Here is a 25272-nt window from a genome sequence, read left to right on the forward strand (position 1 = left end):
CGTCCGGATATCCGGGCGGCCCGTCCTTGTGACGCGAACAAGGCGAACCGTTCATGGCAGTCCTCGATACCGTTCCGTCCCGTTCCTTCTTCGCCTCGGCGCGCTTTCTCTCCGCGCTCGAGAAGGTGGTCATTCCGCTCGGTGCGCTGCTCGCTTCGGCCGCGCTTTTCTCGCTCTTCCTGCTGGCTCTCGGAAAGAGCCCCGTCGATTTCTTCCAGCTTGTCTGGCGCGGTGGTTTCGGCACCAGCTTTTCCTTCCAGAACACCTTGCAGCGAGCCACACCGCTGATCCTCACCGGATTTGCTTTCGCCATCCCCGCCCAGATCGGCATGACCATGATCGGTGCGGAGGGCGCACTGGTGCTCGGCGGCTTTGCGGCGGCAGCGCTTGCCGTGCCGCTCGTGACGGTGGGCGCGCCAGTCGCGGTGACGATGCTTTTGATGGTGCTCGCCGCCGTCGCGGTCGGCGCCGGATGGAACGCGATTGCCGGCTGGCTGCGCCATTCGCGCGGCGTCAACGAAACCATCTCGACGCTGCTGCTGACCTACATCGCCATCGCCATCATGAACTTCTTCGTCGAAGGCGTGCTGCGTGATCCCGGATCCGCGAATAAGCCGTCCACCATGCCGATCGGCAAGGACTACATGGTCGGCAACATCCCCGGCACCGACGTCCATTGGGGGCTGGTCGCCGGCATCGTTCTCGCCGTCATCCTGCAATTCCTGATGTCGCGCACGACCTTCGGCTTCGCCGCCCGCGTCACCGGCGGCAATCCGCGCGCCGCGCTGGCGCAGGGTCTGCCGGTCGGCAAGCTGATCGTCATCTGCTCGGCAATCGCCGGCGGCTGCGCCGGGCTCGCCGGCTATTTCGAGGTTGCCGCCATCCACGGCCAGGCCAACGCCTCGCTCGTCGCCGGCTACGGCTTCGCCGGCATCCTCGTGTCGTTCCTCGCTCGCCACAACCCGATTGTGATCATCCCGGTCGCGATGATGTTCGGCGCCATCGAAGCCTCCGGCGGCCTCATCCAGCGCCGCATGGACATGCCCGACGCCACCGCGCTCGTGCTGCAGGGGATCATCTTCGTGGTGCTCCTGGCGAGCGAAACCCTGCATGGCCGGTTCGCCATCTTCCAGCCGAAAAGCGAGGTCGACCGCATATGACCGACGGAGCCCTTGCCACCATCCTCATCGCCATGCTCGGTGGCGCCATCCGCGTGTCGACGCCGTTCCTGTTCGTCGCGCTCGGCGAGACGCTGACGGAAAAGTCGGGCCGCATCAATCTCGGCCTCGAAGGCAATCTGGTGCTTGGCGCCATGGTCGCCTACGCGCTGTCCTACCAGACCGGTTCGCCGTGGATCGGGGTTTTCGCCGCCGGCGTCTCCGGTCTCTTTCTCGGCATCATGCACGGCACGATCTGCAGCCTGAAGCGGGTCAACGATATCGCCGTCGGCATCGCCATGATGAGCTTCGGCACCGGCGTCGCCTTCTTCTTCGGCAAGCCGTACATCCAGCCCTCCGCGCCGCGTCTCGAGGCGTTGCCGCTCGGCTCCTGGGCGTCGAGCCCGGCGCTGCAGAAGGCGCTCGAGATCAATCCGTTGTTCTTCACCGGCATCGCGGTCGCGATCGTCATGTGGTGGGCGCTGGCGAACACCCGCTGGGGCCTGATCCTGCGCACGACCGGCGACAGCGAGCCGGCGGCGCGCGCCATGGGCGTCAACCCGACGGCGGTGCGCATCGTCGCCACCGCGCTCGGCGGCTTTCTGGCCGGCACCGGCGGCGCCTTCCTGTCGCTGTCCTATCCCGGATCGTGGAACGAGGGCCTCTCCTCGGGGCAGGGTCTGATGGCGGTGGCGCTCGTCATCTTCGCGCGCTGGAACCCGATCCGCTGCATCTTCGCCGCGCTGCTGTTCGGCGCGGCCGGCGCCATCGGTCCGGCATTGCAGTCGGTCGGCATTTCGCAGGGCTACTACTTCTTCAACGCCGCGCCCTACATCCTCACCCTTTTCATCATGATCGCCTCGGCCCGCTCCAACGCTTCGTCGCGCGAAGCGCCGGGCGAACTGTCCATCGTGAAATAGGAGACCAAGCCATGAGTGCTCTCGGCGGACTGAACAAGACCCCGAACGGTGTGGTGATCGGCATGGTGCAGCTGCAGCTGCCGGTCGTCGAAACTCCGGCCGACCTCGCGGCCCAGACCGAGAAAATCGTCGCCATGGTAGCCAAGGCGCGCCGCAATATGGCGACGATGGATCTCGTCGTGTTCCCGGAATACGCCCTGCACGGGCTGTCGATGGACACCAACCCAGAGATCATGTGCTCGCTCGACGGGCCGGAGGTCGCCGCCTTCAAAAAGGCCTGCAAGGACAACGCGATCTGGGGCTGCTTCTCCATCATGGAGTTCAACCCGGATGGCAATCCCTACAATTCCGGCATCGTCATCGACGATCAGGGCGAGCTGAAGCTCTACTACCGCAAGCTCCATCCCTGGGTGCCGGTCGAGCCGTGGGAGCCGGGCGATCTCGGCATCCCGATCATCGACGGGCCGAAGGGCTGCAAGCTCGCGCTGATAATCTGCCACGACGGCATGTTCCCGGAAATGGCGCGCGAATGCGCCTACAAGGGCGCCGAGATCATGCTGCGCACGGCCGGCTACACCGCGCCGATCCGCGAGTCCTGGCGCTTCACCAACCAGGCCAATGCCTTCCACAATCTGATGGTGACGGCGAATGTCTGCATGTGCGGCTCCGACGGCACCTTCGACTCGATGGGCGAGGGGATGATCGTCAATTTCGACGGCACTGTGCTCGCCCACGGCACCACCGGCCGGGCGGACGAGATCATCACCGCCGAAGTACGCCCCGATCTGGTGCGCGAGGCGCGCAAACACTGGTCGGTCGAGAACAACATCTACCAGCTCGGCCATCGCGGCTACACGGCGGTTGCCGGTGGCGCGCAGGACTGCCCCTACACCTTCATGCAGGACATGGTCGCCGGGAACTATCGCCTGCCGTGGGAGGACGAGATCGTCCATACCGACGGCACGTCCTGCGGCTTCGACAAGCCGACGCGGCGCTACGGTCAGTCCGTGCGCGATGCTGCGGAGTAAGCGCGATGATCGAATTCGCCGATATTAGCACGCGCGCGCGGCCGACCAATGAGGGGCCGGTAAAGGCCGATCCCTATCTCTGGCCGTTCGATGGCGATCTGCGGCCCGACAACACCGCGCTTATCGTCATCGACATGCAGACCGATTTCTGCGGCCCCGGCGGCTATGTCGACACAATGGGCTATGACCTGTCGCTGACCCGCGCGCCGATCGAGCCGATCAAACGGGTTCTGACGGCGATGCGCGCGCGCGGCTATCACATCATCCACACCCGCGAGGGGCATCGCCCGGACCTCACCGATCTGCCGGCCAACAAGCGCTGGCGCTCGCAACGTATCGGTGCCGGCATTGGCGATCCCGGTCCCTGCGGCAAGATCCTGGTGCGCGGCGAACCGGGTTGGGACATCATCCCCGAACTCTACCCGCAGGACGGCGAGCCGATCATCGACAAGCCGGGCAAGGGCTCGTTCTGCGCCACCGATCTGGAACTGATCCTGCGCACCTCAGGCATCCGCAACATCGTGCTGACCGGCATCACCACCGATGTCTGCGTCCACACAACCATGCGCGAGGCCAACGATCGCGGCTTCGAATGCCTGCTGCTGGAAGACTGCTGCGGCGCGACCAAGCTCGAAAACCACCTTGCCGCCATCGATATGGTCAAGATGCAGGGTGGCGTGTTCGGCGCGGTGGCGACGAGCGCGGTCTTCGTCGAAGCGCTGGAGGCGATGTGATGGACGCCGGGGCAGCACGCGTCGTCGAGGCACCGCAGACCGGCCGAGCCTTCGGCATCGAAACGGTCGGCATGACCAAGATTTTCGGCTCGCTCGTCGCCCTCGACGACGTGTCGATCAGGATCGAGCCAGGCGAGTTCCACGCGCTCTTGGGCGAGAACGGCGCCGGCAAGTCGACGCTGGTCAAGTGCATCATGGGCTTCTACCAGCCGACGCGCGGCCAGTTGTTGGTCAACGACCACGAAACCGTGGTGCGTTCGCCGGCCGATGCGCAGGCCGCCGGTATCGGCATGGTCTACCAGCATTTCACCCTCGTGCCCTGCCTGACAGCGGCCGAGAACATGGTGATTTCGCGCGCCGACGTGCCCGCCATCATCGACTGGAAGAAGGAAACCCGCGCGCTTGAGGAGTTCATGGAGCGCATGCCGTTCCGCGTTCCCTTGAGCGAGCCGGTCTCGAGCCTGTCGGCGGGCGAGAAGCAGAAGCTCGAAATACTCAAGCAGCTCTATCTCGATCAGCATTTCTTGATCCTCGACGAGCCGACCTCGGTGCTCACCCCGGGCGAGGCCGACGAGGTGCTTGGCCTGTTGCATGACATGGCGCGCGCCGGCGACATCACCGTTCTGATGATCACCCACAAGTTCCGCGAGGTGACGGCCTTCGCCGACCGGGTGTCGGTGTTGCGCCGCGGCGCCTATGCGGGTGGCGGCAAGGTCGGTGAACTCACGACCGAGGAAATGTCGCGCATGATGATCGGCGAGACGGAGATCCGCAAAAGCGCCGACCGCATCGCCGACGTGAAAAGCGACACGCGGCTCGAACTCGCCGGCATCTTTGTCGAGGACAATGAGGGCGTGCCGGCGGTTCAGGCCGTTGATCTGAAGATCAAGGGCGGCGAGATTCTCGGCATCGCCGGCGTCTCCGGCAACGGCCAGTCGGAACTCGTCGAGGCGATCTCCGGCCAGCGGCCGATGTCCGACGGCCGCATCTTCATCAATGGCAAGCCGTTCGAATCGACCCGCGCCGACTTCGACCGCTTCAAGGTCTTCGGCCTGCCGGAAGAGCCGCTGCGCAACGCCGCCGTGCGCCGCATGAGTGTTGCGGAAAACGTCGCCTTCCGGTCCTTCGACAAGCCGCCGCTCGCGAGCCTTGGCTGGTGGCTGAAGCCGCACGAGATACGTGGCCAGGCAGCTGGCCTGATCGAGCGCTATCGGGTCAAGACCCCGTCGACCGAAACACCGATCGAGAACCTGTCGGGCGGCAACGTGCAGCGCGCGATCCTTGCCCGCGAATTGTCTGGCGAGGTCGAGGTGCTGATCGTTGCCAACCCCTGTTTCGGGCTGGACTTTGCCTCGGTCGCTGAAATCCGCGCCCAGATCGTCGATCAGCGCAACAAGGGCGCCGCCGTGCTGCTGGTGTCGGAAGATCTCGACGAGATCCTCGAGCTGTCAGACCGCGTCGCGGTGATGTCGGAGGGGCGCGTCACCTATGTCGCCCCGATTGAGGAAACCGACCGCAACACCATCGGCACCTATATGGCGGGGCACTGACATGATCACCGTCACGGCCGAGCCCTATGACTACACGCTCGATCCGGCCCACACCGCACTCGTCGTCATCGACATGCAGCGCGACTTCATCGAGCCGGGCGGCTTCGGCGAGGCGCTCGGCAACGACGTCTCGCGCCTGGCCGCGATCATCCCGACCACCGCCCGCCTGATCGCTCTATTCCGCGATAAAGGCTGGCCGATCGTGCACACCCGAGAGGCGCACAAGCCGGACCTGTCCGATTGCCCACCCTCGAAGATCGCCCGCGGCGACGCGCCTGTGAAGATCGGCGGGGAAGGTCCGATGGGGCGCCTGCTGATACGCGGCGAACCGGGCAACGGCATCGTCGACGGCCTGACGCCGGTCGACGGCGAAATCGTCATCGACAAGCCCGGCAAGGGCATGTTCTGGGCGACCGGTCTGCATGAGACACTCGCGCAAAAAGGCATCACCCATCTCGTCTTTGCCGGGGTGACGACCGAGGTCTGCGTCCAGACCTCGATGCGCGAAGCCAATGATCGTGGCTACGAATGCCTGCTGATCACCGACGCGACCGAGAGCTATTTCCCGGAATTCAAGGCCGCAACCATCGCCATGATCACCGCGCAGGGCGGCATCGTCGGCTGGGCGGCGCCGTTTGCCGCGCTGGAACAGGCCGTTGCCGGCTGAGAGAGGAGAGGGCATGAGCGATAAGCAGGGCCGCTGGGCCGGTCGCAACACCGACAAGGATGCTGTGCGCGGTTCGGTGTGGAACGCGCTCGACACCGGCGGCATGTCGATGGGGCCGACCTGGAGCCACATCCCGAACTTCATCGGCGCGGACATGGCGGCCTGGCATCTGGCGCAGACCGACGCCTGGAAGGCGGCGAAGACGGTGAAGTGCAATCCCGATCCGCCGCAGATCCCGGTGCGCCTGCGCGCGCTCTACGAGGGCAAGATGCTCTATGCGCCGGTTCCCTATCTGACGCGCGAGTTTCCCTATCTGCGCATCGACCCGGCGAAGCTGAAGGAAAAGGGTGTGTCGTTTGAGCTCGCGGCGACGTCGGAAGGCTACATGATGCACGGCGAGCGCATTCAGTTCGAGGATGTCGAGCCACTCGACTTCTGCGTCGTCGGTTCTGTCGCGGTCAGCCGCGAGGGTGGCCGCACCGGCAAGGGCGCCGGCTTCGCCGATCTGGAGACCGGCATTTTCCGCGAACTCGGCATCATCGATGAAAAGACGCCGATGACGACGACGATCCATTCCTCGCAGCTCGTCGACAATTCCAAGGTCTTCATGATGGCGCATGACAGTCCGCTCGACTTCATCGCCACCGAGCAGGAACTGATCGTCACCGGCAACACCGCGCCGCGTCCGAAGGGCGTTGCCTGGGATTTCGTGCAGGAAGACCAGTTCGAGCAGATCCCGTTCCTGAAGGCGCTGCGCGACCGCATGATCGCGCGCCAGGGCAACGGGTAGGGCAGGTCAAGGAGAGGGCGAGATGATCGTCAACGACCCGGCCACGCTGGCCGAAGTCACCGCGGTGTTCGAGCACTACGAGACGGCGCTTGTCGGCAATGACGTCGCGGTGCTCGATGAATTGTTCTGGCAGGACGAGCGCACCATCCGCTATGGCGGTGGCGAGAACCTCTATGGCGTCGCCGAGATCCTCGCCTTCCGAAAGGGACGCCCGGGGCAAGGCCTCGAACGCGATCTCGCCCGCACCGTTATCACCACCTTCGGCACCGACATGGCGACGGCCTCGACCCTGTTCTACCGCGACAGCGCGCCGGGCAAGGTCGGTCGTCAGATGCAGACCTGGGTGCGCATGCCGCAAGGTTGGCGGGTCGTCGCGGCCCATGTCAGTATCATTGACGAATCCGAGTGAAACGCAGAGCCCTGAAACCCTGCCGTGAGCAAGCCCCGAACATCCGTTGAGACCATCCGGCTGGAAATCGCCCGCCGCATCGTGTCCGGCGACATCGAACCCGGAACGCCGCTCGATGAAACCGGCCTTGCGGCCGAGTTCGAGGTGTCGCGCACGCCGGTGCGCGAGGCGCTGCGCCAGTTGGCGTCGTCGGGCCTGGTCGAACAGCGCGCCCACCGCAAGGCTGTGGTTGCCAAGCCGAGCGAGGAGGCGCTCGCCGGCATGTTCGCCGTCATGGGCTATCTGGAAGCGCTGTGCGCCGGTTTGAGTGCGGTTGCCATGACGCCGGCCGAACGCCGCATGCTGGGCGATCTGCACGACCGCATGGGTGTGATGGTGCGCGATGGCGACATGGCGGCCTACATGATCGCCAACGAGACCTTCCACAACGCGATCTATGAAGGCACGAAGAACGCCTATCTGGCGGAAATCACCCGCGCCACCCGGCAGCGCCTGCAGCCGTTCCGCCGCGCCCAGTTCGGCGCGCTTGGCCGGCTGGCGGCGTCCCATGTCGAACATACCGCTGTCGTCGAGGCGATCCTGCGCGGCGACAGGAAGGCTGCTGATGCGGCGATGGGCGCCCATATGGGCTTCGTCGAGGGCGCCTGGCATCGCTATTCGGACCGCGTTCAGGCCGACGATGTCATGAACGCCCTCCAGGAGCCGTAACCGGAAATATCGCGGGCACCCTTGATGGCCTCGGCCTCGACGAGGAAGCCCTTTTCCGCCGTTCCGTCCTCAAGCCGTACCGTGCCGATGCCGAGCGGGGCCGGGATGCCGGCAACGAAGGTGCCGAAGCCTTCCGCCGGCAGCGCCCAGACCTCAACCGCGATCGCCGACCCGGTTCCGTCCTCGACGCGAATGAGGCCGGGCTTCGGCGGTGTCGTGCCGGGAAGCGCGTAGAAGGCATAGTCGGCGGTCGTCGAAAGCGCCTTGAGGAACACCGCGTTGCGCGATGTCAGTTCGTGATTGAGCGGCATGCCCGACAGATGGGCGCCGACAACGATCAGCGGGATGTGGCCCTCCGGCACGATCGGAGCGTCGGTCGGTCGTACGCCGGTTTCGAGCATTGCGGCGATCCCGGCGAGGCGGGCATCCGACCCGGCTTTGCCGATCAGGGTGAGCGATGACGGGAAGCCGTCGGCGCGCCTTCCGGCCGGCACCGAGATCGCTGCCAGATCGAGCAGGTTCACAAAATTCGTGTAGGTGCCGAGATTGGAATTGAGCTGCACCGGATCGGCGTCCACCTCATCGACCGTATACATCGTCGGGATCGACGGCACGGCGAGGAGATCGAGCGCCGCGAGCGTCGGCTCCACGCTGCGCTTCAGATCGGCGAGCTTGTAAAGTGCGTCGAAAGTCGCGACGGCATCATAGTTCGATGCACCGGCGATGATGGTCCGGGTGACCGGATGCATCTCATCGGGCATGGTCTCGATCATCTCCCGAACCGCGTGGTAGCGCTCCGCCACCCACGGTCCCTGGTAGAGCAGCTCCGCCACGGCGAAGAACGGTGCAAAGTCGATCTCGCGAAGGGTCGCGCCGAGGCTCTCCAGCGTCGCCAGATCGGCTTCGTATGCTGCCTCGGATTTCGCGTCGCCGAAGAAGCGCCGCTGATCCTTGCGTGGCACGCCGACCACGAAGGAGGGCGGCGCTGGCGCGATACCCGCCGCCGGCAGGGTGCGCGAGAGGAAATCGCTTACGTCATAGCCCTGCGCGACCGCCGTTGCTTCCGCGGCGTCGCCAACCGTGGCCGCGAACACCGAAATCGTATCGAGGCTGCGGCAGGCCGGCACCATGCCGCTCGCCGACAAGAGGCCGAGGCTCGGTTTCAGCCAGACGATGCCGTTGAGTGCTGCGGGAACGCGCCCCGAGCCAGCCGTGTCCGTACCGAGCGCGAAGGCGGCGATGCCGGCACCGACCGCCACGGCCGATCCCGACGACGACCCGCCTGGCACCAGATCGGTCCGCAACGAGTTGCGCGGCGTTCCATAGGGCGAACGCACACCGACCAGGCCGGTCGCGAACTGGTCGAGATTGGTTTTGCCGATGCAGATCGCGCCGGCGGCCTCGAGTTTTTCGACGACGAATGCGGAGTTTTCGGCGACATGGGAAAAGGCCGGGCAGGCTGCGGTCGTCGGCAGGCCGGCGACGTCGATATTGTCCTTGACCGCGAATGGGAGTCCGTAGAGCGGTTTGTTCGCCGCGCCAGCTTCCATCAGCGCCCGGGCTTGGGAGAGCGCGGCTTCCTTCGGCTTCAGCGTGATGAAAAGCGCCGGATCGTCGTAGTCGCGCGCTGCGGCATAAGCGGCTTCGACCGCTTCTGTCGGCGTGAGCGCGCGCCAGGCATCGAAGTCACGGGAGTTCGGGTTCATGTTGGCGCCTTTCTGCCCATTAAAGCAGCAAAAAATTTCAATTGCATGCAATTCGGAATTGGCCGATCTGCATCCCTGATGGGGTTGGATGTTTCCACGGGGTGCTCAAGAAACACCCGCAATAACAGTGAGTTGCCATGATCGCCCTGTTCTTTGACGTGCCGGTCGGGATCGATATCATTCCCTGTTTCGGCAGCAAGAAGCGTGCCATCGAAACGGTGCATGGGGCCATGCTCATGTCGTGATCTGAACGCAGGCCCGTTCGCAACCGGGGTGGCAGGCAGCCGCCAATCCGTCGGCGGGGGAGCTTTCATGCGGCAAGCCTGGCGCTGCCGCGCGCTTGATGCCGAACGCCCGAAGCGCTATGGCCTCATTTGTATCTGAATGTTGGGAATGGAGCCTGCCGGGAAATGCGCAAACTCATCGATCGCCTGGTCAGGCCGTTCGGCCTTCGGGTCATCACGACCCAGGACGCGGAAATGGTGTATTTCCACGAATATGAGGGCGGCTACTCGCAGTACCGCGAGACCCAGATTTTTCACAACAAACGTAAACTTCATCACGTCTGGGCGGACAAGAAGACCCTGTCGATGATCGTTGACGACCTTAGGAAAAAAGGCCTCGGCGCGACCGGGATCTGCCATGGCGCCCGCAACGGCTTCGAGGTCGAATACTTCCGCGAGCAACTCGGTGGCGACATCATCGGCTCCGACATCTCCGAAACCGCGGCCGACTTCCCGAACATGGTCGTTTGGGATTTCCACGAGGAAAACCCGGAATGGGCCGGCAAATTCGACTTCATTTATACCAATTCGCTCGATCAGGCGTTCAAGCCGGATCAGGCGCTGGCTTCCTGGGTGAAGCAGCTCAAGCCCGGCGGGCGGATCTATATCGAGCACACCACCGCCCACGCCGCCTCCTGCGCCGGTGAAATGGATCCGTTCGGTGCGCATCCCATGGTCATGCCCTACCTCCTCTTCAAATGGGGTAAGGGCTTGTATCATTTGGATGAAATCGTCGAGGTCGGCCAGAAGGAAGGCAGCAGCTTCGTCGCCTGGGTGTTCGTTCTCGCCGCCGACGAATAGTGCTTCGGCGCATATCGCTACGGCGCTGTCAGTAGCCAGGTCCAGCTTCAACAGCTGCAGTATCGCGGGGCGAAGACCGGCCGTGTTGCTGCGGCATCGCGAATAATTGCCTGAGTGTGATGGTGAAATACCGCCGCTGGATATCCGCGGTCCGGCGGCGCCTCTGCCTGCGCCATTGGCCGCTGTTGGCGTGGTTTCCCTGTCCGCGGAAATCCGGCGCCGACATCGCAGCCTTCCGCTAGGTAAGTAAAGACTTTGTTAGTCATGCGGAATATTTTCCGAATACTTTACGAATATCGTTTTATTCACCAGAAGTCTTCGTCAGCAAGAATTTATTATTGATTGAGCGGTACAAAAAAGGGTGAGGAAAACGAAGTAACGAGGTTGTTGCGGAGCGAGATGACGAGGCTTCTTTCGAGATGTGGGCGATTGGATTTCTTTTCGTCGGAGATCTTCGGACGCTTCGGCGCCCGTCCGTCATCGCGCGGTTCGAAAGCGCTTGCTTCAGCATCTTCTCTCGATATGCCGAGGGGGGGTGGTCATGCCTAGGCGCACGCGCGAAGACCTTCGCAATGCGCTCGACAATCAGCGCGCCATCAACGCAATCATGCAGTTGCTGCTTTCGGGCAAGCCACTGAAGGCGATCCTGGATGAGGCGCTCGAGATCATCTTTTCCGTCGCGTGGCTGAAGGTTGCGCCCAAAGGCGCGGTCTTCATGAGCGATGCGCCGACAGGGGATCTTCTCCTCGTTTCCGAGCATCACCTGTCCACGGAGTTGCGTAGCCTTTGCGCGCGCATCGCGCTTGGCCAGTGCTTGTGTGGCCGCGCCGCGCTGACCAAGCAGACCCAGTTCGCCAGTTGCGTCGACCATCGCCATGACATTTCTTTTGATGGGATGGGGCCGCACGGACATTACAACGTGCCGATCCTCGACAAGGACAGCAATGTGCTTGGCGTCCTCGTGTTGTATCTGGCGCATGGCCATGTGCAGAAAGACACGGAAGTCGAGTTCCTGAGCATCGTCGCCCAGACACTGGCTTCGATCATCGAGCGCAAGCGGACGGAAGAGGCGCGCGACAGCCTTGCCCGCATTGTTCAAGAGTCGGCCTGCGAGATTTATGAACTCGATGCCGAAACGCACACCTTCCTATCGGTGAACAAGGCGGCACTCGACAATCTTGGTTACAGCCGCAGCGAAATGCTGAAAATGACGCCGGCTGATATCGAGGTGAAGTTGACACACGAGCGAATTCTCGCGGTTCTTGATCCGCTGGTCCGCGGCGAAAAGACCAACGAGCGGTTTGAAACCGTCCACCGCCGCAAGGATGGCTCCCTTTACGATGTCGACGTCAATGTTCAGGTCATACGCTCCGGCGACAAATTGACCTTTGCGGCAATCGTCAACGACATCACGGAACAGAAGCGCCTGACCAAGCTGCTGGAAACGACGGTTAACAATTTTCCAGGCGGCATCAGCGTGATGGATCGGGATCTCAAGCTCGCGCTGGCCAATTCGCAGTTCTACGAAGTTCTCGATCTCCCGCAGGAAAAGTTCCCCCTGGGTTCGGCTTTCGAGGACATCATTCGCTACAACGCCGAACGCGGCGACTATGGCCCTGGCGATGTCGACGACCAGGTCGCGGTGCGTGTGGCGCTCGCGAGCAAGTTCGATCCGCACCGGTTCGAACGAATCCGCCCAGATGGCACTATTCTGGAAATCAACGGTCAGCCCATTAAGGGCGGGGGCTTCATCAGCACTTACATCGACATCACCCAGCGCAAGAATGCCGAACGCGACGCGATCCAGGCGCAGGAACGGCTGCTCAATGCCATCGAAACGATCAACGAAGGCTTCGTCCTGTTCGATGCCGACGACCGGCTTGTTCTCTGCAACAATCATTACAAGGAAATCTACGGGCTTTCCAAAGACCTGCTCGTTCCCGGCGCCCGCTTCGAAGAGATTGTTCGTATCAGCGCGGAGCGGGGTCAGTATGCCGAGGCGATCGGCAGGGTAGATGAGTGGGTTTCTGAACGTATCGCTTCCCATAAATCGCAGGACAGCCGGCTTTTCGAACAACGGCTGGGCGACGGGCGCTGGCTGCTGGTCGCCGAGCGCCGGACGCCGGATGGCGGCTCGGTCGGCATTCGTGTCGACATCACCAATCAGAAGCTGACGGAAGAAAAACTACGGGACTATCAACAGCATCTGGAAGAGCTGGTGACCCAGCGCACCATTCAGATCGAACAACAGGCCGGCCGCCTCGCCGAAGCCCTCGAGCGCGAGAAGGAAGTCAATGAGACGCAGCGCCAGTTCGTCTCCATTGCCACCCACGAATTCCGTACTCCGCTTGCCGTGATCGACGGTGCCGCGCAGCGCATCGGCAGGCGCGCCGCGAAAATGACGCCGGAGGAAATCGCTGAGCGGGCAGAGAAGATCCGCAGCGCCATTCAGCAGATGATCGGCTTGATGGAAAGCACGCTCGCGATCGAAAAGAGCGAACAGCTGAAGGCGCCGGCAAGGGCCGAGAAATGTGATATCCGCGCGATCATCGAGAGTTGCTGCGAACAGCAGATCTTCATGGCGCCCGACTACCGTATTGCGATCGACATGGATGACATTCCCGACAGCATCGAGGCCGATCCGGCCACCATTGAGAGCGTCATCAGCAATCTCCTGTCGAATGCCATCAAATATTCGCCCAACTCGCAGGACGTCGCGATCGCCGCGCGCCGAATGGGTGAAAGGCTGGAGATCGCGGTCAGCGATCGGGGCCTCGGCATTGACGAAGACGACATGCCGAAGCTCTTCGCCCGCTACTTCCGCGCAAAAACGTCTACCGGAATCCCGGGCACGGGAATCGGGCTCAATCTTGCGAAAATGATCGCTGAACAGCACGACGGGGAAATCCACGCCGAAAGCCGGAAAGGTGAGGGGAGCACGTTCGTTTTCCGACTTCCCATCCGCGCGGCGTTGTCCTCGGCCGTCGACCGTTCGGCTGCAAATTGAAGATACGAAGGAATTTGCAAATGGCTACGATCCTTTGCATTGAAGACGAACGCGACCTGCGCGACGACCTCGTCGAGGAACTCGAGGAAGCCGGTAACACGGTGCTGCAGGCGGAAAACGGCAAGCAGGGTCTTGAGATGATCCTTGAGCACCAGCCGGATCTGGTGTGTTGCGACATCAACATGCCGGTCATGAACGGTCGCGAGCTACTGCACGAGTTGCGCACCAAGCATCCGGAATTCGTCGAGATGCCGTTCATGTTCCTGACCGCCTATGCGGACCGCGAGCATGTGCTGGAAGGTATTCGCATGGGCGTCGACGACTATCTGACGAAGCCCGTCGATTTCGATCTTCTGGTGGCCAAGGTCGATCAGCGTTTGCGGCAGGTGAACAAGATCGTCGACAAGAAGAACCAGGAACTGGTGGCGCTCTACCAGCGGCTGGCCGGTCACCAGCAGAAGAAGCAGTCCGATGCTTCCGCCGGCGCTGCCAGCGCCCCCGCCGTCGATCAGTTCCCGGTGTCGCTGAACTCCATTCCGATCGTCATCTTCGGGACGATCGACCAGGAGCTGCGCCAGTTCATCGCCGTCTTGAAGGAGTCGTTCCCCAATATCACGGTGTTCACCGACCCTGCCGCCTATTTCGAAAAGCTGAAGAACCTGTCGGTCCATTTCATCTTCATCTACGGCTATGACGGAGATCGCTATCGCGAGCTGCAGGAACAACTGGCCAAGGACAGCAAGAAAAGCATTGCGATCTGCGTCAGCCGGCTGGAAAACGGTTGGCTGCCGAAGGGGTGCGAGTTTTGCTCGACCGGTTCCACGCTTACGTTGCCCGTGACCGAGGACGATTTGAAGCGGAACATGGTGACCTGGATCAAGAGCAAGCTGGCCAAGGAATTCGGGCGCAGCGAGGCGGCCTGACACGGGATCCCGCGAGGAAGCCGCTCACGCGGTGTGCGCCAGCACCCGCTTCAAATGCGCGACCACCGCGCCGAAGCTGCCGAAATCAACAGGAACGATTGCGAGGTCGAGCACTTTGGCCCGCTCCACCAGCTTGGGACTGCGAAAACGCTGCCGTTCCTCGTCGTAGAAATCCGCCGTCGTGAAGAACACCGGTACCGCCGCCCTGTCGGCGAAATGGGCGTTCCAATAAGAGAGCTCGAGCAACGCATCGAACAGCCGGTCGTCGCCATTGCGTGAGTCTATCGTGTCCTCGGCAACGGCCTTGCACGACACGAGAACCGGCTTGTCGCCATACATGCCAAGCGCGTCAATCTCGTTCCAGTGCCGGCTGCTGTCGGTACTTGCCAGCCACGACACCGGCTGCGCGTAGCGCACGTCGCGACACCCGGCCTCAATCAGCGCCAGTGCCGCGAACTCCTCCAGCCATCCGCCGAGCAGATAGCTGCGCTCGGCGTTGCCTATCGGCACGAAGCCTTTGCCCTGTCTGCGCAACACGCGATGCTTGACGGCAAGCGGCAGGATCTGGGAGAGCGGCCCGCCACGATCCTCGATCGGCTGATTGCGGTGAATGATGTCGCGAATGGCGAGCAGAGCCGGGAAGCCGCCATAGATCTTGCGGGTCAGTGGTCCACGCGACCGCGCCGTGCCGACACGGCCACCGGATCCCTCGAAGCGAAAGGCAAAAGGATGGTTGCCCACGAATGTCCCGCCTTTCACATCTGTGCCAGTGTCTCGACCGGCCGAAGGTAGAGTGAGAAGAGCTGCCGGCGCAACCCGTCGATACGCGTGGCCGGTGGCTTTCAGTGGGATCTGCGCCAACGGCATTGGACGAATGCCGCGGCCTTCGCCAAAGTGTCACGCGACTCCGCTATCGGGTGACGCCCACGCTGGAGGAACCATGCGCTACGCACTCTATTTCACGCCGTCCGAGGATGACCCGTTGACCCGCCGGGCGGCTGCCTGGATAGGTCGCGATGCCTACACCAATCGCCGGATCGCGCAGACGCTTGCCGAGGGCGTGTCCGCCGACCTCCTCAAGGCCGCGACCGCGTCGCCCCGCCGCTATGGTTTCCACGCAACGCTGAAAGCCCCGTTCCGCCTTGCCGATGGTGAGAGCGAAGACGACCTGATGTCCTGCCTGACGGCGTTTTGCGAGCGCGCGCGGCCCTTCGAGCTGGGACCGCTCGCGGTTGCCCGGCTTGGGCGTTTCTATGCCCTGATGCAGACGACGCCGGGTGCTCGACTTGCATCATTCGCCGGCGAGTTGGTCGAGCTGTTCGATCGCTTCCGCGCGCCGCTGGCGGACGACGAGATCGTCAGGCGCAATCCCGAGGATCTCACCGAACGCCAGCGCCAATATCTGCGGCGTTGGGGCTACCCTTACGTCTTTGACGAGTTCCGCTTTCACATGACGCTGACCGGCTCGCTCGACGAGGTCGATGCGGCCTTGCTCGAACCGGCGCTGAAGGCCTGCTTCGCACCTGTCCTCGGCAAGCCGGTACCGGTGACCGCCGTCACCCTGTTTGTTGAGTCGAAACCGGGCGAGCCTTTCGTCGTCGCTGCTCGGGTTCCTCTGGCCGGCGCTGAGGGCTGAAGGCCCCGCTCAGTCCTGCAGGCGCAACCCGCTTGGCTGCTGCGCGACCGGCCCCGAGGGCGTGTATTCGACATTGGCGAGCGTCTGGTCGAGGTGCTGCGCCCTCAGCGAAAGCAGCCGTTCGGCATAGTCGAGGCGCACGCTGGCAAAGGCGCGGACTTCGGCGACATTGACCAGTTCGTGCGGATCGGCCTGCAGGTCGAACAGCACCGGCGGCAGACCGGCGAAGTGCACATATTTGAAATCGTCGTCGCGCAGGACCGAAAGATTGCAGAGCTGTGAGGGCAGGCCGAAATACTCTTCCGCATGGCCATGGGCGATGCTGCGGAAGTCATATTCCCAGAACGCGTGGTTGCGCCAATCGTTCGGCTCCTCGCCAGCCAGAAGCGGCACCAGCGAGCGCCCGTCGACGGCATTCATCAGCGGCTCGTCGAGGATATCGGCAATGGTCGGCACGATATCGGCCGCCAGCGTGTAGCGGTCGACCATCCGGCCGGAATCTCTTCCCGCGTCCCGCGGCTTGATGATCAGCGGGATGTGATAGCTGCCGTCGAAAAAGCCGCCTTTGCCGAGGAACCAGTGGTCGCCCATCATCTCGCCGTGGTCGGAGGTGAGGATGACGATGGTATCGTCCCACATGCCGTTGCGCCGTACCGCGCCGAGCGCCATGCTGAGCTGGTAATCGACCTCCGAAACCATGCCGTAATAGATCGCCCGCAGCTGCGCGAAATCTTCGACGGTCAGATCGCGGACATGGCCGTTCGTGCCGGCAAGGAAGGGCCGCGTTTTCTGCCGCTCATAGCCGAAGCCCACATAGGGGTGGATTTCGGCATCCTCTTCGCGGCTGGAATTGCGCGCGAACGGCGGCCCGTCCTCCGGCTTGTAGACCAGATTGTACGGTGGCGGCACGATGAAGGGCGGATGCGGCCGCAGGAACGAGATATGCGCGAACCAGGGCTCGCTCGCCTCGCCGTCCTCGATCCAGTCGATGAAGGCATCGGCGAGAAACACGGTCTGCGTGTCGCCGCCGCTGTAGAGCGGAGAGTTATTGGTCACTCGTTCCGTCGGCCCGCCGCGCGGTTCGTGGATCCGCTCCGGGTCCGTATACAGCTTCTTGCGGGCGCGCAGCCAGTCGATCCACGGCCCCTCGTGCGCGGGCAACGGTTGGCGCGCGGTGAAGCCGTCGAGCACGCCTTCGTAGGTCGTCAGCGCCGGATCGTCGAGATTGCGCCCGCGCGGATCGGCGGCGATGTCGGTGTAGCCGAACAGCGTCGGCTCGTAGCCCGCACGCCGCGCTAGCCGGGCGATATTGTCGAAGCGGTTGTCGAGCGGCGTGCCGTTGCGCACCACCCGGTGGTTCATCTGGAACAGGCCGGTGTAAAGCCCGGCGCGCGACGGCGAACAGGGCGCGGAGCCGCAATAGTGCTTTTTGAAAATCACGCTTTCATGCATCAGCCGGTCGATGAACGGCGTCTTGATATGCGGATTTCGGGCGGCGACGCAGTCTGCGCGCCACTGGTCTGCGGTGATCAGCAGGATGTTGGGTTTCTTTCGACCGCTCATCATGGCTTTCCGGCTTGAACAGGTATGCCGATCCATCCCGGAGCGATCCGGCGCTGTCAAGGCACTCACATCTCTTGCCGATCAGCCCCCCGCCCATTCGGCAAGCCCGGTGTCGATGTCGGGCAGGGCAAGGCCGATGGCGCGGCGCGCCAGATCGTCGACGAGTGCCGCAATGCTGTCCGGCCGGCGGTAGAAGGCCGGCACCGGGGGCATGATGATGGCGCCCATCTCGGTGACGGCGGTCATCGCCCGCAAATGCCCGAGATGCAGCGGCGTTTCGCGCGCCATAAGCACCAACCTCCGCCGCTCCTTCAGATGTACGTCGGCGGCACGAACAAGGAGATCGTCGGCAAGGCCTGTCGCGATCGCCGACAGCGCCCGGATCGAGCAGGGCGCGACGATCATCGCGGAGCTTCGAAACGAGCCGCTCGCCGGTGCCGCAGCGATATCGTCGATCGCGTGCACCTGGTCGGCGAGGCCGAAAAGCCGGTCTGCGGCGCCATCGTCAAGCTCCAGCGCCAGCGTGCGCTTCGCGGCGTCGGTCACGATCAGATGAGTCTCGATGCCCTCGACCCCGCCGAGCAGTTCGACGATGCGCACACCAAGCGCCGCGCCCGATGCGCCCGACAGACCGACAATGACGCGCCGCGGGCTCATTCCGCGGCACTCCGCCCGGGCGCAACGCCAAGGCCAAGGTCCGGCCAAAGCCTGTCGACGCGGGATTTGGTTTCCTCGTCGACGGCCATCACCGTGCCGAATTCCCGCTCGGTTTCGGCGCCGATCTTCATCGTTGCGTCGATGCCGAGCTTGCCGCCAAGGCCGGTCTTCGGCGAGGCGAAGTCGAGATAGTCGATCGGCGTGTCGGTCAGCACGAGCAGGTCGCGCGAGGCATCGGAGCGGGTCGAAACCGCCCACATCACGTCCTTCCAGTCGCGCGCGTTGACGTCCTCATCGACGGCGATGATCGTCTTCGTCAGCGCGAATTGCGGCAGCACGGACCACAGCCCCATCATCAGCCGCCGCGCATGGCCCGGATAGGCCTTCTTGAAGGCGACGATGGCGACTCGGTAGGAGGCGGTTTCCGGCGGTAGCCAGAAATCGACGATCTCCGGGAACTGGCGTTGCAGGAGCGGCAGAAACACGTCGTTGAACGCTTCGCCGATGACCGCCGGTTCGTCCGGCGCGCGGCCGGTGAAGGTCGAGACGTAGATCGCTTTCTTGCGCCGCGTGATCGCGGTCACCCGCAGCACAGGAAACGGTTCGACGGAGTTGTAGTAGCCGGTGTGGTCGCCATAGGGCCCTTCCGGCGCGGTCTCGCTGGGCGAGACGTAACCCTCGATGACGATCTCGGCTTCCGCCGGCACCGGCAGCGGCACGGTGACGCCGGTGACGAGGCGCGAGCGCTCGCCGCCGAGCACGCCGGCGAAGGTCAGTTCGGACACGGTTTCGGGGAGCGGCATGGCAGCCGCCAGCATGGTCGCGGGATCGGCGCCGATGGCAATCGCCACCGGCATGTCGCGGCCCTGTTTTGCCCACATCGCATGATGGCGCGCACCGCCACGCGTCGGCAGCCAGCGCATGATCGCCCGGTCGTGGCCGAGCACCTGCATGCGATAGACGCCGAGATTGGCGCTCGCCGGATCGAAATCGTCGGGTGGCGAGGTGACGACCAGCGGCCATGTGATCAGTGGCGCCGGTTCGCCCGGCCAGCAGGTTTGCACCGGCAGGCGGGTGAGGTCGGCGTCCGCGCCCTTCAGCACCACTTCCTGCACAGGCGCCGAGGACAGTTCCTTCGGCCGCGCCCGGAGCGCTGCCTTGGCAAGCGGCATGCGCCCGGCAAGATCGCCAAGCGAGCGCGGCGGCGTTGGCTGGCGTAGCTCGACCAGCATGTTGCCGAGCGCCGGCAGTTGGTCCGGCGTCACGCCAAGACCCCAGGCGACGCGCTCGACCGTGCCGAACAGATTGACCAGCACCGGGATATCGGAAACCGACCCGTCGGCGAGTAACGGTTTTTCGAACAGGAGGGCAGGACCGCCTTCGGCGATGACGCGGCGATGGATCTCGCTCATGTCGAGATCGACGGAGACGGGCGCGGCAACACGCGTCACCTGACCGCGACCGGTCAGCGTGGCGAGAAACGATCCGAGATTGCGAAAGGGCGGCAGGCTTCGCACGGCGTCTATGTACCTTTTTGCCCATATGCGCGGCGATATGGCCGGCGCGCCTTGACGGATGTCAAAGGCGGGAAGCCGGCGAAAGGGTATCGACGATCATTCAGGCAGGCTGCCAGGGAGGCCTCGAAGCGACGTGACCCGCGAAAATACTCTTCATCCCGTGATCGGCACGCTGCTTCGGCCGCTGCCGCTGTTTCCGTTGCGCGGCGCGCTTGGCCACGTCGCCAATCAGGTCGCCGACCGCCACCATCGGCTGTTCGAGAGGCTTGGCGAGGAGGCGGTGAAGACCTTCGCGATCGAACCGACCGACCTGCCGTTCGCGTTCGTGCTGTCGCCGGGGCCGTCCATCGGCGGTCACCGGCGGATGAATCTGCAGGTTGTCCGCAGCCTCGACGGCGTCGCCTACGATGCCCGCATCGCCGGGCCGTTCCTGACGCTTGTCGATATGGGCCGTGGCCGGCTGGACGGCGATGCCCTGTTCTTCTCCAGCGAGATCCAGATCGAGGGCGATGTGTCCGCGGTCGTCGCATTGCGCAACGCGCTCGATGCCGACGGTATCGATCTGGCGGAGGAAGCGGCTCGCGCGTTCGGCCCGGCGAGCGGGCTGGCGCTCGGCGCTATCGACCGCTTCGACGGCCTGGTGCGCCGTTTCCTGACCGAGCGCCCCGCCGAAGACGAGACACATCACGGAGAACCGGCATGAGGGCGGCGCGCGGCTCGCTCGAACTGGTCTGCCCTGCCGGCACGCCGGCAGCGCTGAAAGTCGCGGTCGATGCCGGTTCCGACACCGTCTATTGCGGCTTTGCCGACGAGACCAACGCCCGCAACTTTCCCGGCCTCAATTTCTCGCGCAGCGAAATGAAGGAAGGCATCGCCTACGCCCACAAGCGCGGCGCCAATGTCCTTATCGCCATCAACACCTTTCCACGTGCCGGTGCCTTCGACCTCTGGCAGCGCGCCGTCGACGACGCGGTGCGCGCCAAGGCCGACGCGTTGATTCTCGCCGACATCGGGTTGCTGGCCTATGCCCGCGAGGCACACCCGGAAGCGCGGTTGCATCTCTCGGTGCAGGCGGCGGCTTCGGCACCGGACTCCATCGGCTTCTATCAGAGCCAGTTCGGCGTGCGCCGCGTGGTGTTGCCGCGCGTGCTGACGGTCGAGGAAATCGCCGCGATCAACAAGGAAATCACCTGCGAGACCGAGGTCTTCGCCTTCGGCGGCCTGTGCGTGATGGCCGAGGGCCGCTGCTCGTTGTCGTCCTACGCCACCGGCAAGTCGCCCAATATGAATGGCGTCTGTTCGCCGGCGAGCCATGTCGAATACAAGGATGAGGGTGGCGAGTTCGTCTCCCGCCTCGGCGGCTTCACCATCAATCGGGTGGGGCAGGGCGAGCCGCGCGGCTACCCGACGCTGTGCAAGGGGCGCTTTGCCTGTAGCGAGAAACGTGAGCACGTCTTCGAGGACCCCGTCAGCCTCGACGCGACGGCGTTGATGCCGGCGCTGCGCGATGCTGGCGTCACGGCGCTCAAGATCGAGGGCCGCCAGCGCAGCCGCGCCTATGCCGAAGCTGTCGTGCGGGCTTTCCGCAAATCGGTCGATGATCTCGATGCCGGCCGGCCGATCGCTCCGCTGGCGCTCGCTGCCTTCACCGAGGGCGGTCAGAGTACGGGCGGCGCATATCGGAAGGTCTGGCGATGACGAAGGCGAAGCTCACTCTCGGGCCGCTGCTGTTCAACTGGCCGGCAGATACCTATCGCGATTTCTACGCTCGTATTGCCGACGAAGCGCCCGTCGACCGGGTGTTCCTCGGAGAAGTTGTCTGTTCGAAGCGCGAGCCGTTCCACGAGGACGTGCTGATCGAGGCGATGGAGCGGCTGGAGGCCGCCGGCAAGACGGTGGTGCTGTCGACGCTGGCGCTGGTCACGCTGAAACGTGAACGCGCGCAGGTGCAGACCACGGCAAAGGACGCGCCGGGGCTGGTCGAGGCCAACGATGTCAGTGCCGTCGGCGCGCTCGCCGGCAAGCCGCATGTCATCGGCCCGCTGATCAACACCTACAGCGAGGGCACGCTCCGCTTCTTCGCCGGAAACGGCGCCGAGACCGTCTGCCTGCCACCCGAACTGCCGCTCGCCTCCGTGCGCGTTCTGGCGGAAACCGGTCGCGAGTCGGGTTGCGATATCGAGGTGTTTGCTTTCGGTCGTGTGCCGCTCGCCGTCTCGGCGCGCTGTTACCATGCCCGCGTCGAGGGGCTCGCCAAGGACTCCTGCCAGTTCGTCTGCGAACTCGACCCCGATGGCCGCGATGTCGATACGCTCGACGACCAGAAGTTCCTCGCCATCAACGGCATCCAGACCATGTCGCAGAGCTGGGCCAATCTCGCCGCCGATATCCCGGTGTTGCTGGAGGCCGGCGTGACGTCGTTCCGCCTGTCGCCGCACAGTTGCGATATGGTCGCCGTTTCCAGGTGTTTCCGCGATGTGCTGGATGGCGCCCTGGCGCCGGATGAGGCGATGCGGCAGCTAGCAGCGCTCGCGCCGGATGTCTCCTTCTCCAACGGTTTTCTGCACGATACGGCGGGCGCCGCCTATGTTGCGGCCGAATAGGCGGCAGCGTGTTGGCCACGGCGCCGCGTCGACTTGACCTCACGGAAACGTGAAGCTGTCTTTCCCTGCGGAAGATGGTGTCGCGCGGCCGAACAGGCCCGGTAGCGCCATTTCCCGCGCGAAGGTGCGCGTCGCAGGCCACTTATGGTAAGCTTCACGCCTGCCATCTTTGCGCGAATACTGCGCTGCAGCGATGCCGCACAAGTCGTGGGCACGGTCTGGCAAATGAAAGCGCCTCGCATTTACATTTGCATTTGGTAGCCTTCAGCGACGACAATTCGCCCTGTCTATGACCTGCAACACAGTTTTGGGGGCTTTTGGCGTTTACCATTAGAAATTAATTTCGGCTTGTTCACGCATTGGTCCTTTTTTCGACAAATAATTAGGCAATAATTCTTGATGTGTCTGCTTCATGGTAGAATGTTTCTATCGGGAGGCGTCAACGAGCAGGGGCAGCGGTCAAGTGCCGCTTCTGCCAGAAGGGTAAAAATCATGGTCCAGAAAGAACACGGAACAAGGGTCCGAGGTATCGGCTGGCCTAGGCACCCATTTAGGGGAATGGTGAAGCCGTTATCCGGCGCATTATGTCTGCTCGGCGTTATGCTCCTTCCAGCGGCGGCGCAAGAAGCGCCCATGGCCGCAGGTGAAGCCTATGCGACGCGGTTCTCGGGAACCGCGGACGAAGCAGGCCGTCCGGTCATCGATCCTGCCGGCGTCGTCGGTAGCATCGTTGATGTACGGAACCCGCAATTTGCCCCCGAGGGGCAGCACTGGATGGACGAGCCGCAGCGTGCGCCCGTCACCTCCGGTGAAATCGGCCAGGTTTTCGGTGTCGCGCTTGACGATGCCGAAGGTGGCCCGAACGTCTACCTGACCGCGACGTCTGCTTTCGGTCTGCACCGCAATGCCGACAATTCCGACTGGATGTACGGCATGTGGGGTCCCGAGGGCGGTACTCCGGGCACGGTCTACAAACTCGACAAGGACAGCGGCTATCAGCCGGCGCCCTTTGCCAACATCACGCTTGACGGTCGCGCCAATACCGGTGCGGCTCTCGGCAACATCGCCTTCGACAAGGTGAACCGTCAGCTCTACGTGTCCGATCTCGAGACCGGCATGATCCATCGTCTCAGTGTTGACGACGGAACCGATCTCGGCGTCTTCGATCACGGCATGCAGGGGCGGGCGAGCTTCCTCGACGCGGCCACCGGCGGACAGATGTCGCTTGGTGAGGTCGCGTTCGATCCCGCGACCAGCGCACAGACCACCGGCTGCACGGCCGGCGATTTCGCGAAGACCCCGGCTTGCTGGAACTTCGCCGACTTCCGCCGTCGTGTCTGGGGTCTCGGCGTTCGTCAGGATCCGGAAACGGAGAAGGTTCGTCTGTACTATGCGGTGTGGTCGAGCCAGGGCTTCGGCAACCCGGAATGGGCGGCTGCCGGTGAGGATCAGCTCAACACGGTCTGGTCGGTCGGCATCACCGAGGACGGGTCGTTCGACGCCACCGACGTGCGGCGCGAATTCACCCTGCCGGACTTCTTCGTCGATCCGAAGGATCTCGAACGCGCCGGCGCCAGCCATCCGGTGACCGACATCACCTTCCCGGATTGCACCGAACAGAACATCATGCTCGTGTCCGAGCGTGGTGGCGTTCGCAATCTCGGTCTTGATGCCGTCGAGCCGTTTGCCTGGCCGCATGAAGCCCGTCTGATCCGCTACGAACTGATCGATGGCGGCGTCTGGGCACCTGTCGGACGCTATGACGTCGGTTTCTACGACCGCAAGAACGAGGGTGCGCCCCATATCCGCGCGAACAGCTCGGGTGGCGCGGCTTTCGGTCTTGGCTACACGGAAGAGTTCGCCGTCGATCCGGCCCAGCCGAATGCGTTCGTCTGGACGACCGGTGACGCGCTGTGCTCGCCCAAGCCGAATGGCGCCTGCACCAACCCGGGTACGGGTGCGCAGGACGATCCCTCGGAGGTGCATGGCCTTCAGGGTACCTCGGAAGAGGCAATCGTGGATCTGATTTCGGATGAGGCACTCGCTGCCTATCCGGCCGATGGTCCGGCCACTCCGGCGACCGGTCCGCTGCAGTCCTACATGATCGACCTCGACCAGAACCTCACCGAAGCCGGTGAGCCGATCAACGAGTCGTTCGTTTCCAACGATGCGACCAAGATCGGTGACGTCGAGATCTATCAGCCTTGCGAAGCCGAGCCGATCGAGGCAACGCCGACACCGATCGTGCCGCCGGTTCCGGTCCACACGCCGGGCGCCACGCACCGTCGTGACGGCTCGCCGGTCCATTCGTCGGGCGCTACGCACCGTCGTTGGGGCTCGCCGATCCACACGCCTGGTGCCACACACCGCCGTTGGGGCTCGCCGATCCACACGCCGCGCGCAACGCACCGTCGTCGCGGTTCGCCGATCCACACGCCGCGTGCCACGCACCGCCGTTGGGGCTCGCCGATCCACACGCCGCGTGCCACGCACCGTCGTCGCGGATCGCCGGTCCATACGCCGCGTGCCACGCACCGTCGTCGCGGTTCGCCGGTCCACACGTCGCGTGCCACGCACCGTCGTCGCGGTTCGCCGGTCCACACGTCGCGTGC

General features: G+C 63.8%; 22 protein-coding genes. 17 read left to right on the forward strand and 5 right to left on the reverse strand.

Translation table 11 applies throughout. The annotated features are described in order from the left end of the window. Window positions 1-53: 53 nt before the first annotated feature. From C0606_16780 to C0606_16820, 9 genes are all read left to right on the forward strand, one after another. On the forward strand, window positions 54-1160 hold the full coding sequence (locus tag C0606_16780; GenBank protein PLX36343.1) for an ABC transporter permease: 1107 nt from the start codon (window positions 54-56) through the stop codon (window positions 1158-1160). Beyond that, window positions 1157-2077: an ABC transporter permease gene (locus tag C0606_16785; GenBank protein PLX36344.1), complete on the forward strand. Its 921-nt coding sequence runs from the start codon at window positions 1157-1159 to the stop codon at window positions 2075-2077. Before C0606_16780 ends, C0606_16785 begins: the two co-directional genes overlap by 4 nt. Window positions 2078-2088: 11 nt before the next feature. After that, a complete protein-coding gene (amiF, locus tag C0606_16790; GenBank protein ID PLX36345.1) occupies window positions 2089-3105 on the forward strand; it encodes a formamidase in 1017 nt (338 codons plus the stop codon). A 5-nt stretch (window positions 3106-3110) separates the two neighbouring features. Continuing rightward, on the forward strand, window positions 3111-3839 hold the full coding sequence (locus C0606_16795) for a cysteine hydrolase (protein ID PLX36346.1): 729 nt from the start codon (window positions 3111-3113) through the stop codon (window positions 3837-3839). A gap of 71 nt (window positions 3840-3910) precedes the next feature. Then, window positions 3911-5389, forward strand: a complete 1479-nt coding sequence (locus C0606_16800) for an ABC transporter ATP-binding protein (protein ID PLX36396.1) — start codon at window positions 3911-3913, stop codon at window positions 5387-5389. A gap of 1 nt (window position 5390) precedes the next feature. Further along, window positions 5391-6056, forward strand: coding sequence for a cysteine hydrolase (locus tag C0606_16805; protein PLX36347.1), 666 nt, complete (start codon window positions 5391-5393; stop codon window positions 6054-6056). 13 nt (window positions 6057-6069) lie between these two features. Then, a complete protein-coding gene (locus C0606_16810) occupies window positions 6070-6846 on the forward strand; it encodes a 5-formyltetrahydrofolate cyclo-ligase (protein ID PLX36348.1) in 777 nt (258 codons plus the stop codon). Window positions 6847-6868: 22 nt separating this feature from the next. Beyond that, on the forward strand, window positions 6869-7255 hold the full coding sequence (locus C0606_16815; GenBank protein PLX36349.1) for a DUF3225 domain-containing protein: 387 nt from the start codon (window positions 6869-6871) through the stop codon (window positions 7253-7255). A gap of 60 nt (window positions 7256-7315) precedes the next feature. Beyond that, complete coding sequence (locus tag C0606_16820; protein ID PLX36397.1) at window positions 7316-7963, forward strand: GntR family transcriptional regulator; 648 nt, start codon at window positions 7316-7318, stop codon at window positions 7961-7963. Here the strand turns inward: C0606_16820 and atzF are convergent. Then, window positions 7924-9669: an allophanate hydrolase gene (atzF, locus tag C0606_16825; protein ID PLX36350.1), complete on the reverse strand. Its 1746-nt coding sequence runs from the start codon at window positions 9667-9669 to the stop codon at window positions 7924-7926. The two genes, C0606_16820 and atzF, sit on opposite strands and share 40 nt — an antisense overlap. A 410-nt stretch (window positions 9670-10079) precedes the next feature. Between atzF and C0606_16830 the strand changes: the two genes are divergently transcribed. The 3 genes from C0606_16830 to C0606_16840 all read left to right on the forward strand — a co-directional run bounded on the left by C0606_16830 (window position 10080) and on the right by C0606_16840 (window position 14684). Continuing rightward, window positions 10080-10754 carry a hypothetical protein gene (locus C0606_16830; protein PLX36351.1) on the forward strand — a complete coding sequence of 225 codons (675 nt, stop codon included), beginning with the start codon at window positions 10080-10082 and terminating at the stop codon, window positions 10752-10754. Between the two features lie 541 nt (window positions 10755-11295). Next, window positions 11296-13761: a hypothetical protein gene (locus C0606_16835; GenBank protein ID PLX36352.1), complete on the forward strand. Its 2466-nt coding sequence runs from the start codon at window positions 11296-11298 to the stop codon at window positions 13759-13761. A 20-nt stretch (window positions 13762-13781) separates the two neighbouring features. Continuing rightward, complete coding sequence (locus C0606_16840) at window positions 13782-14684, forward strand: hypothetical protein (protein PLX36353.1); 903 nt, start codon at window positions 13782-13784, stop codon at window positions 14682-14684. 24 nt (window positions 14685-14708) lie between these two features. Here C0606_16840 and C0606_16845 read toward each other — a convergent pair whose 3' ends face one another. Continuing rightward, window positions 14709-15425 (reverse strand): hypothetical protein, encoded by a 717-nt coding sequence (locus C0606_16845; GenBank protein ID PLX36354.1) that lies wholly within the window; start codon window positions 15423-15425, stop codon window positions 14709-14711. A 199-nt stretch (window positions 15426-15624) separates the two neighbouring features. Between C0606_16845 and C0606_16850 the strand changes: the two genes are divergently transcribed. Then, on the forward strand, window positions 15625-16320 hold the full coding sequence (locus C0606_16850) for a hypothetical protein (protein PLX36355.1): 696 nt from the start codon (window positions 15625-15627) through the stop codon (window positions 16318-16320). Between the two features lie 9 nt (window positions 16321-16329). On the opposite strand, the gene C0606_16855 is transcribed toward C0606_16850, so the two are convergent. From C0606_16855 to C0606_16865, 3 genes are all read right to left on the reverse strand, one after another. Further along, window positions 16330-17883 carry a phosphonate monoester hydrolase gene (locus tag C0606_16855; GenBank protein PLX36398.1) on the reverse strand — a complete coding sequence of 518 codons (1554 nt, stop codon included), beginning with the start codon at window positions 17881-17883 and terminating at the stop codon, window positions 16330-16332. Between the two features lie 81 nt (window positions 17884-17964). Continuing rightward, complete coding sequence (locus C0606_16860; protein ID PLX36356.1) at window positions 17965-18540, reverse strand: hypothetical protein; 576 nt, start codon at window positions 18538-18540, stop codon at window positions 17965-17967. Next, window positions 18537-20057 (reverse strand): UbiD family decarboxylase, encoded by a 1521-nt coding sequence (locus C0606_16865; GenBank protein PLX36357.1) that lies wholly within the window; start codon window positions 20055-20057, stop codon window positions 18537-18539. Before C0606_16865 ends, C0606_16860 begins: the two co-directional genes overlap by 4 nt. Before the next feature lie 58 nt (window positions 20058-20115). On the opposite strand from C0606_16865, the gene C0606_16870 reads away from it, so the two are divergent. From C0606_16870 to C0606_16885, 4 genes are all read left to right on the forward strand, one after another. Beyond that, window positions 20116-20760, forward strand: coding sequence for a sterol-binding protein (locus C0606_16870; GenBank protein PLX36358.1), 645 nt, complete (start codon window positions 20116-20118; stop codon window positions 20758-20760). Next, window positions 20757-21755 carry a protease gene (locus C0606_16875; protein ID PLX36359.1) on the forward strand — a complete coding sequence of 333 codons (999 nt, stop codon included), beginning with the start codon at window positions 20757-20759 and terminating at the stop codon, window positions 21753-21755. Before C0606_16870 ends, C0606_16875 begins: the two co-directional genes overlap by 4 nt. Further along, entirely contained in the window at window positions 21752-22660 is a 909-nt protein-coding gene (locus tag C0606_16880; GenBank protein ID PLX36360.1) for a U32 family peptidase, read from the forward strand. Before C0606_16875 ends, C0606_16880 begins: the two co-directional genes overlap by 4 nt. A gap of 633 nt (window positions 22661-23293) precedes the next feature. Continuing rightward, on the forward strand, window positions 23294-25272 hold a 1979-nt coding region (locus C0606_16885), incomplete at its 3' end, for a hypothetical protein (GenBank protein ID PLX36361.1).

The organism is Hyphomicrobiales bacterium (genome assembly GCA_002869065.1).
Classification (GTDB): domain Bacteria; phylum Pseudomonadota; class Alphaproteobacteria; order Rhizobiales; family Rhodobiaceae; genus Rhodobium.

Coding starts and splice junctions, on each gene's coding strand:
- C0606_16780 (PLX36343.1), top strand. CDS start 54: ATGGCAGTCCTCGATACCGTTCCGTCCCGTTCCTTCTTCGCCTCGGCG.
- C0606_16785 (PLX36344.1), top strand. CDS start 1,157: ATGACCGACGGAGCCCTTGCCACCATCCTCATCGCCATGCTCGGTGGC.
- amiF (PLX36345.1), top strand. CDS start 2,089: ATGAGTGCTCTCGGCGGACTGAACAAGACCCCGAACGGTGTGGTGATC.
- C0606_16795 (PLX36346.1), top strand. CDS start 3,111: ATGATCGAATTCGCCGATATTAGCACGCGCGCGCGGCCGACCAATGAG.
- C0606_16800 (PLX36396.1), top strand. CDS start 3,911: ATGACCAAGATTTTCGGCTCGCTCGTCGCCCTCGACGACGTGTCGATC.
- C0606_16805 (PLX36347.1), top strand. CDS start 5,391: ATGATCACCGTCACGGCCGAGCCCTATGACTACACGCTCGATCCGGCC.
- C0606_16810 (PLX36348.1), top strand. CDS start 6,070: ATGAGCGATAAGCAGGGCCGCTGGGCCGGTCGCAACACCGACAAGGAT.
- C0606_16815 (PLX36349.1), top strand. CDS start 6,869: ATGATCGTCAACGACCCGGCCACGCTGGCCGAAGTCACCGCGGTGTTC.
- atzF (PLX36350.1), bottom strand. CDS start 9,669: ATGAACCCGAACTCCCGTGACTTCGATGCCTGGCGCGCGCTCACGCCG.
- C0606_16830 (PLX36351.1), top strand. CDS start 10,080: ATGCGCAAACTCATCGATCGCCTGGTCAGGCCGTTCGGCCTTCGGGTC.
- C0606_16835 (PLX36352.1), top strand. CDS start 11,296: ATGCCTAGGCGCACGCGCGAAGACCTTCGCAATGCGCTCGACAATCAG.
- C0606_16840 (PLX36353.1), top strand. CDS start 13,782: ATGGCTACGATCCTTTGCATTGAAGACGAACGCGACCTGCGCGACGAC.
- C0606_16850 (PLX36355.1), top strand. CDS start 15,625: ATGCGCTACGCACTCTATTTCACGCCGTCCGAGGATGACCCGTTGACC.
- C0606_16855 (PLX36398.1), bottom strand. CDS start 17,883: ATGAGCGGTCGAAAGAAACCCAACATCCTGCTGATCACCGCAGACCAG.
- C0606_16860 (PLX36356.1), bottom strand. CDS start 18,540: ATGAGCCCGCGGCGCGTCATTGTCGGTCTGTCGGGCGCATCGGGCGCG.
- C0606_16870 (PLX36358.1), top strand. CDS start 20,116: ATGTCAAAGGCGGGAAGCCGGCGAAAGGGTATCGACGATCATTCAGGC.
- C0606_16875 (PLX36359.1), top strand. CDS start 20,757: ATGAGGGCGGCGCGCGGCTCGCTCGAACTGGTCTGCCCTGCCGGCACG.
- C0606_16880 (PLX36360.1), top strand. CDS start 21,752: ATGACGAAGGCGAAGCTCACTCTCGGGCCGCTGCTGTTCAACTGGCCG.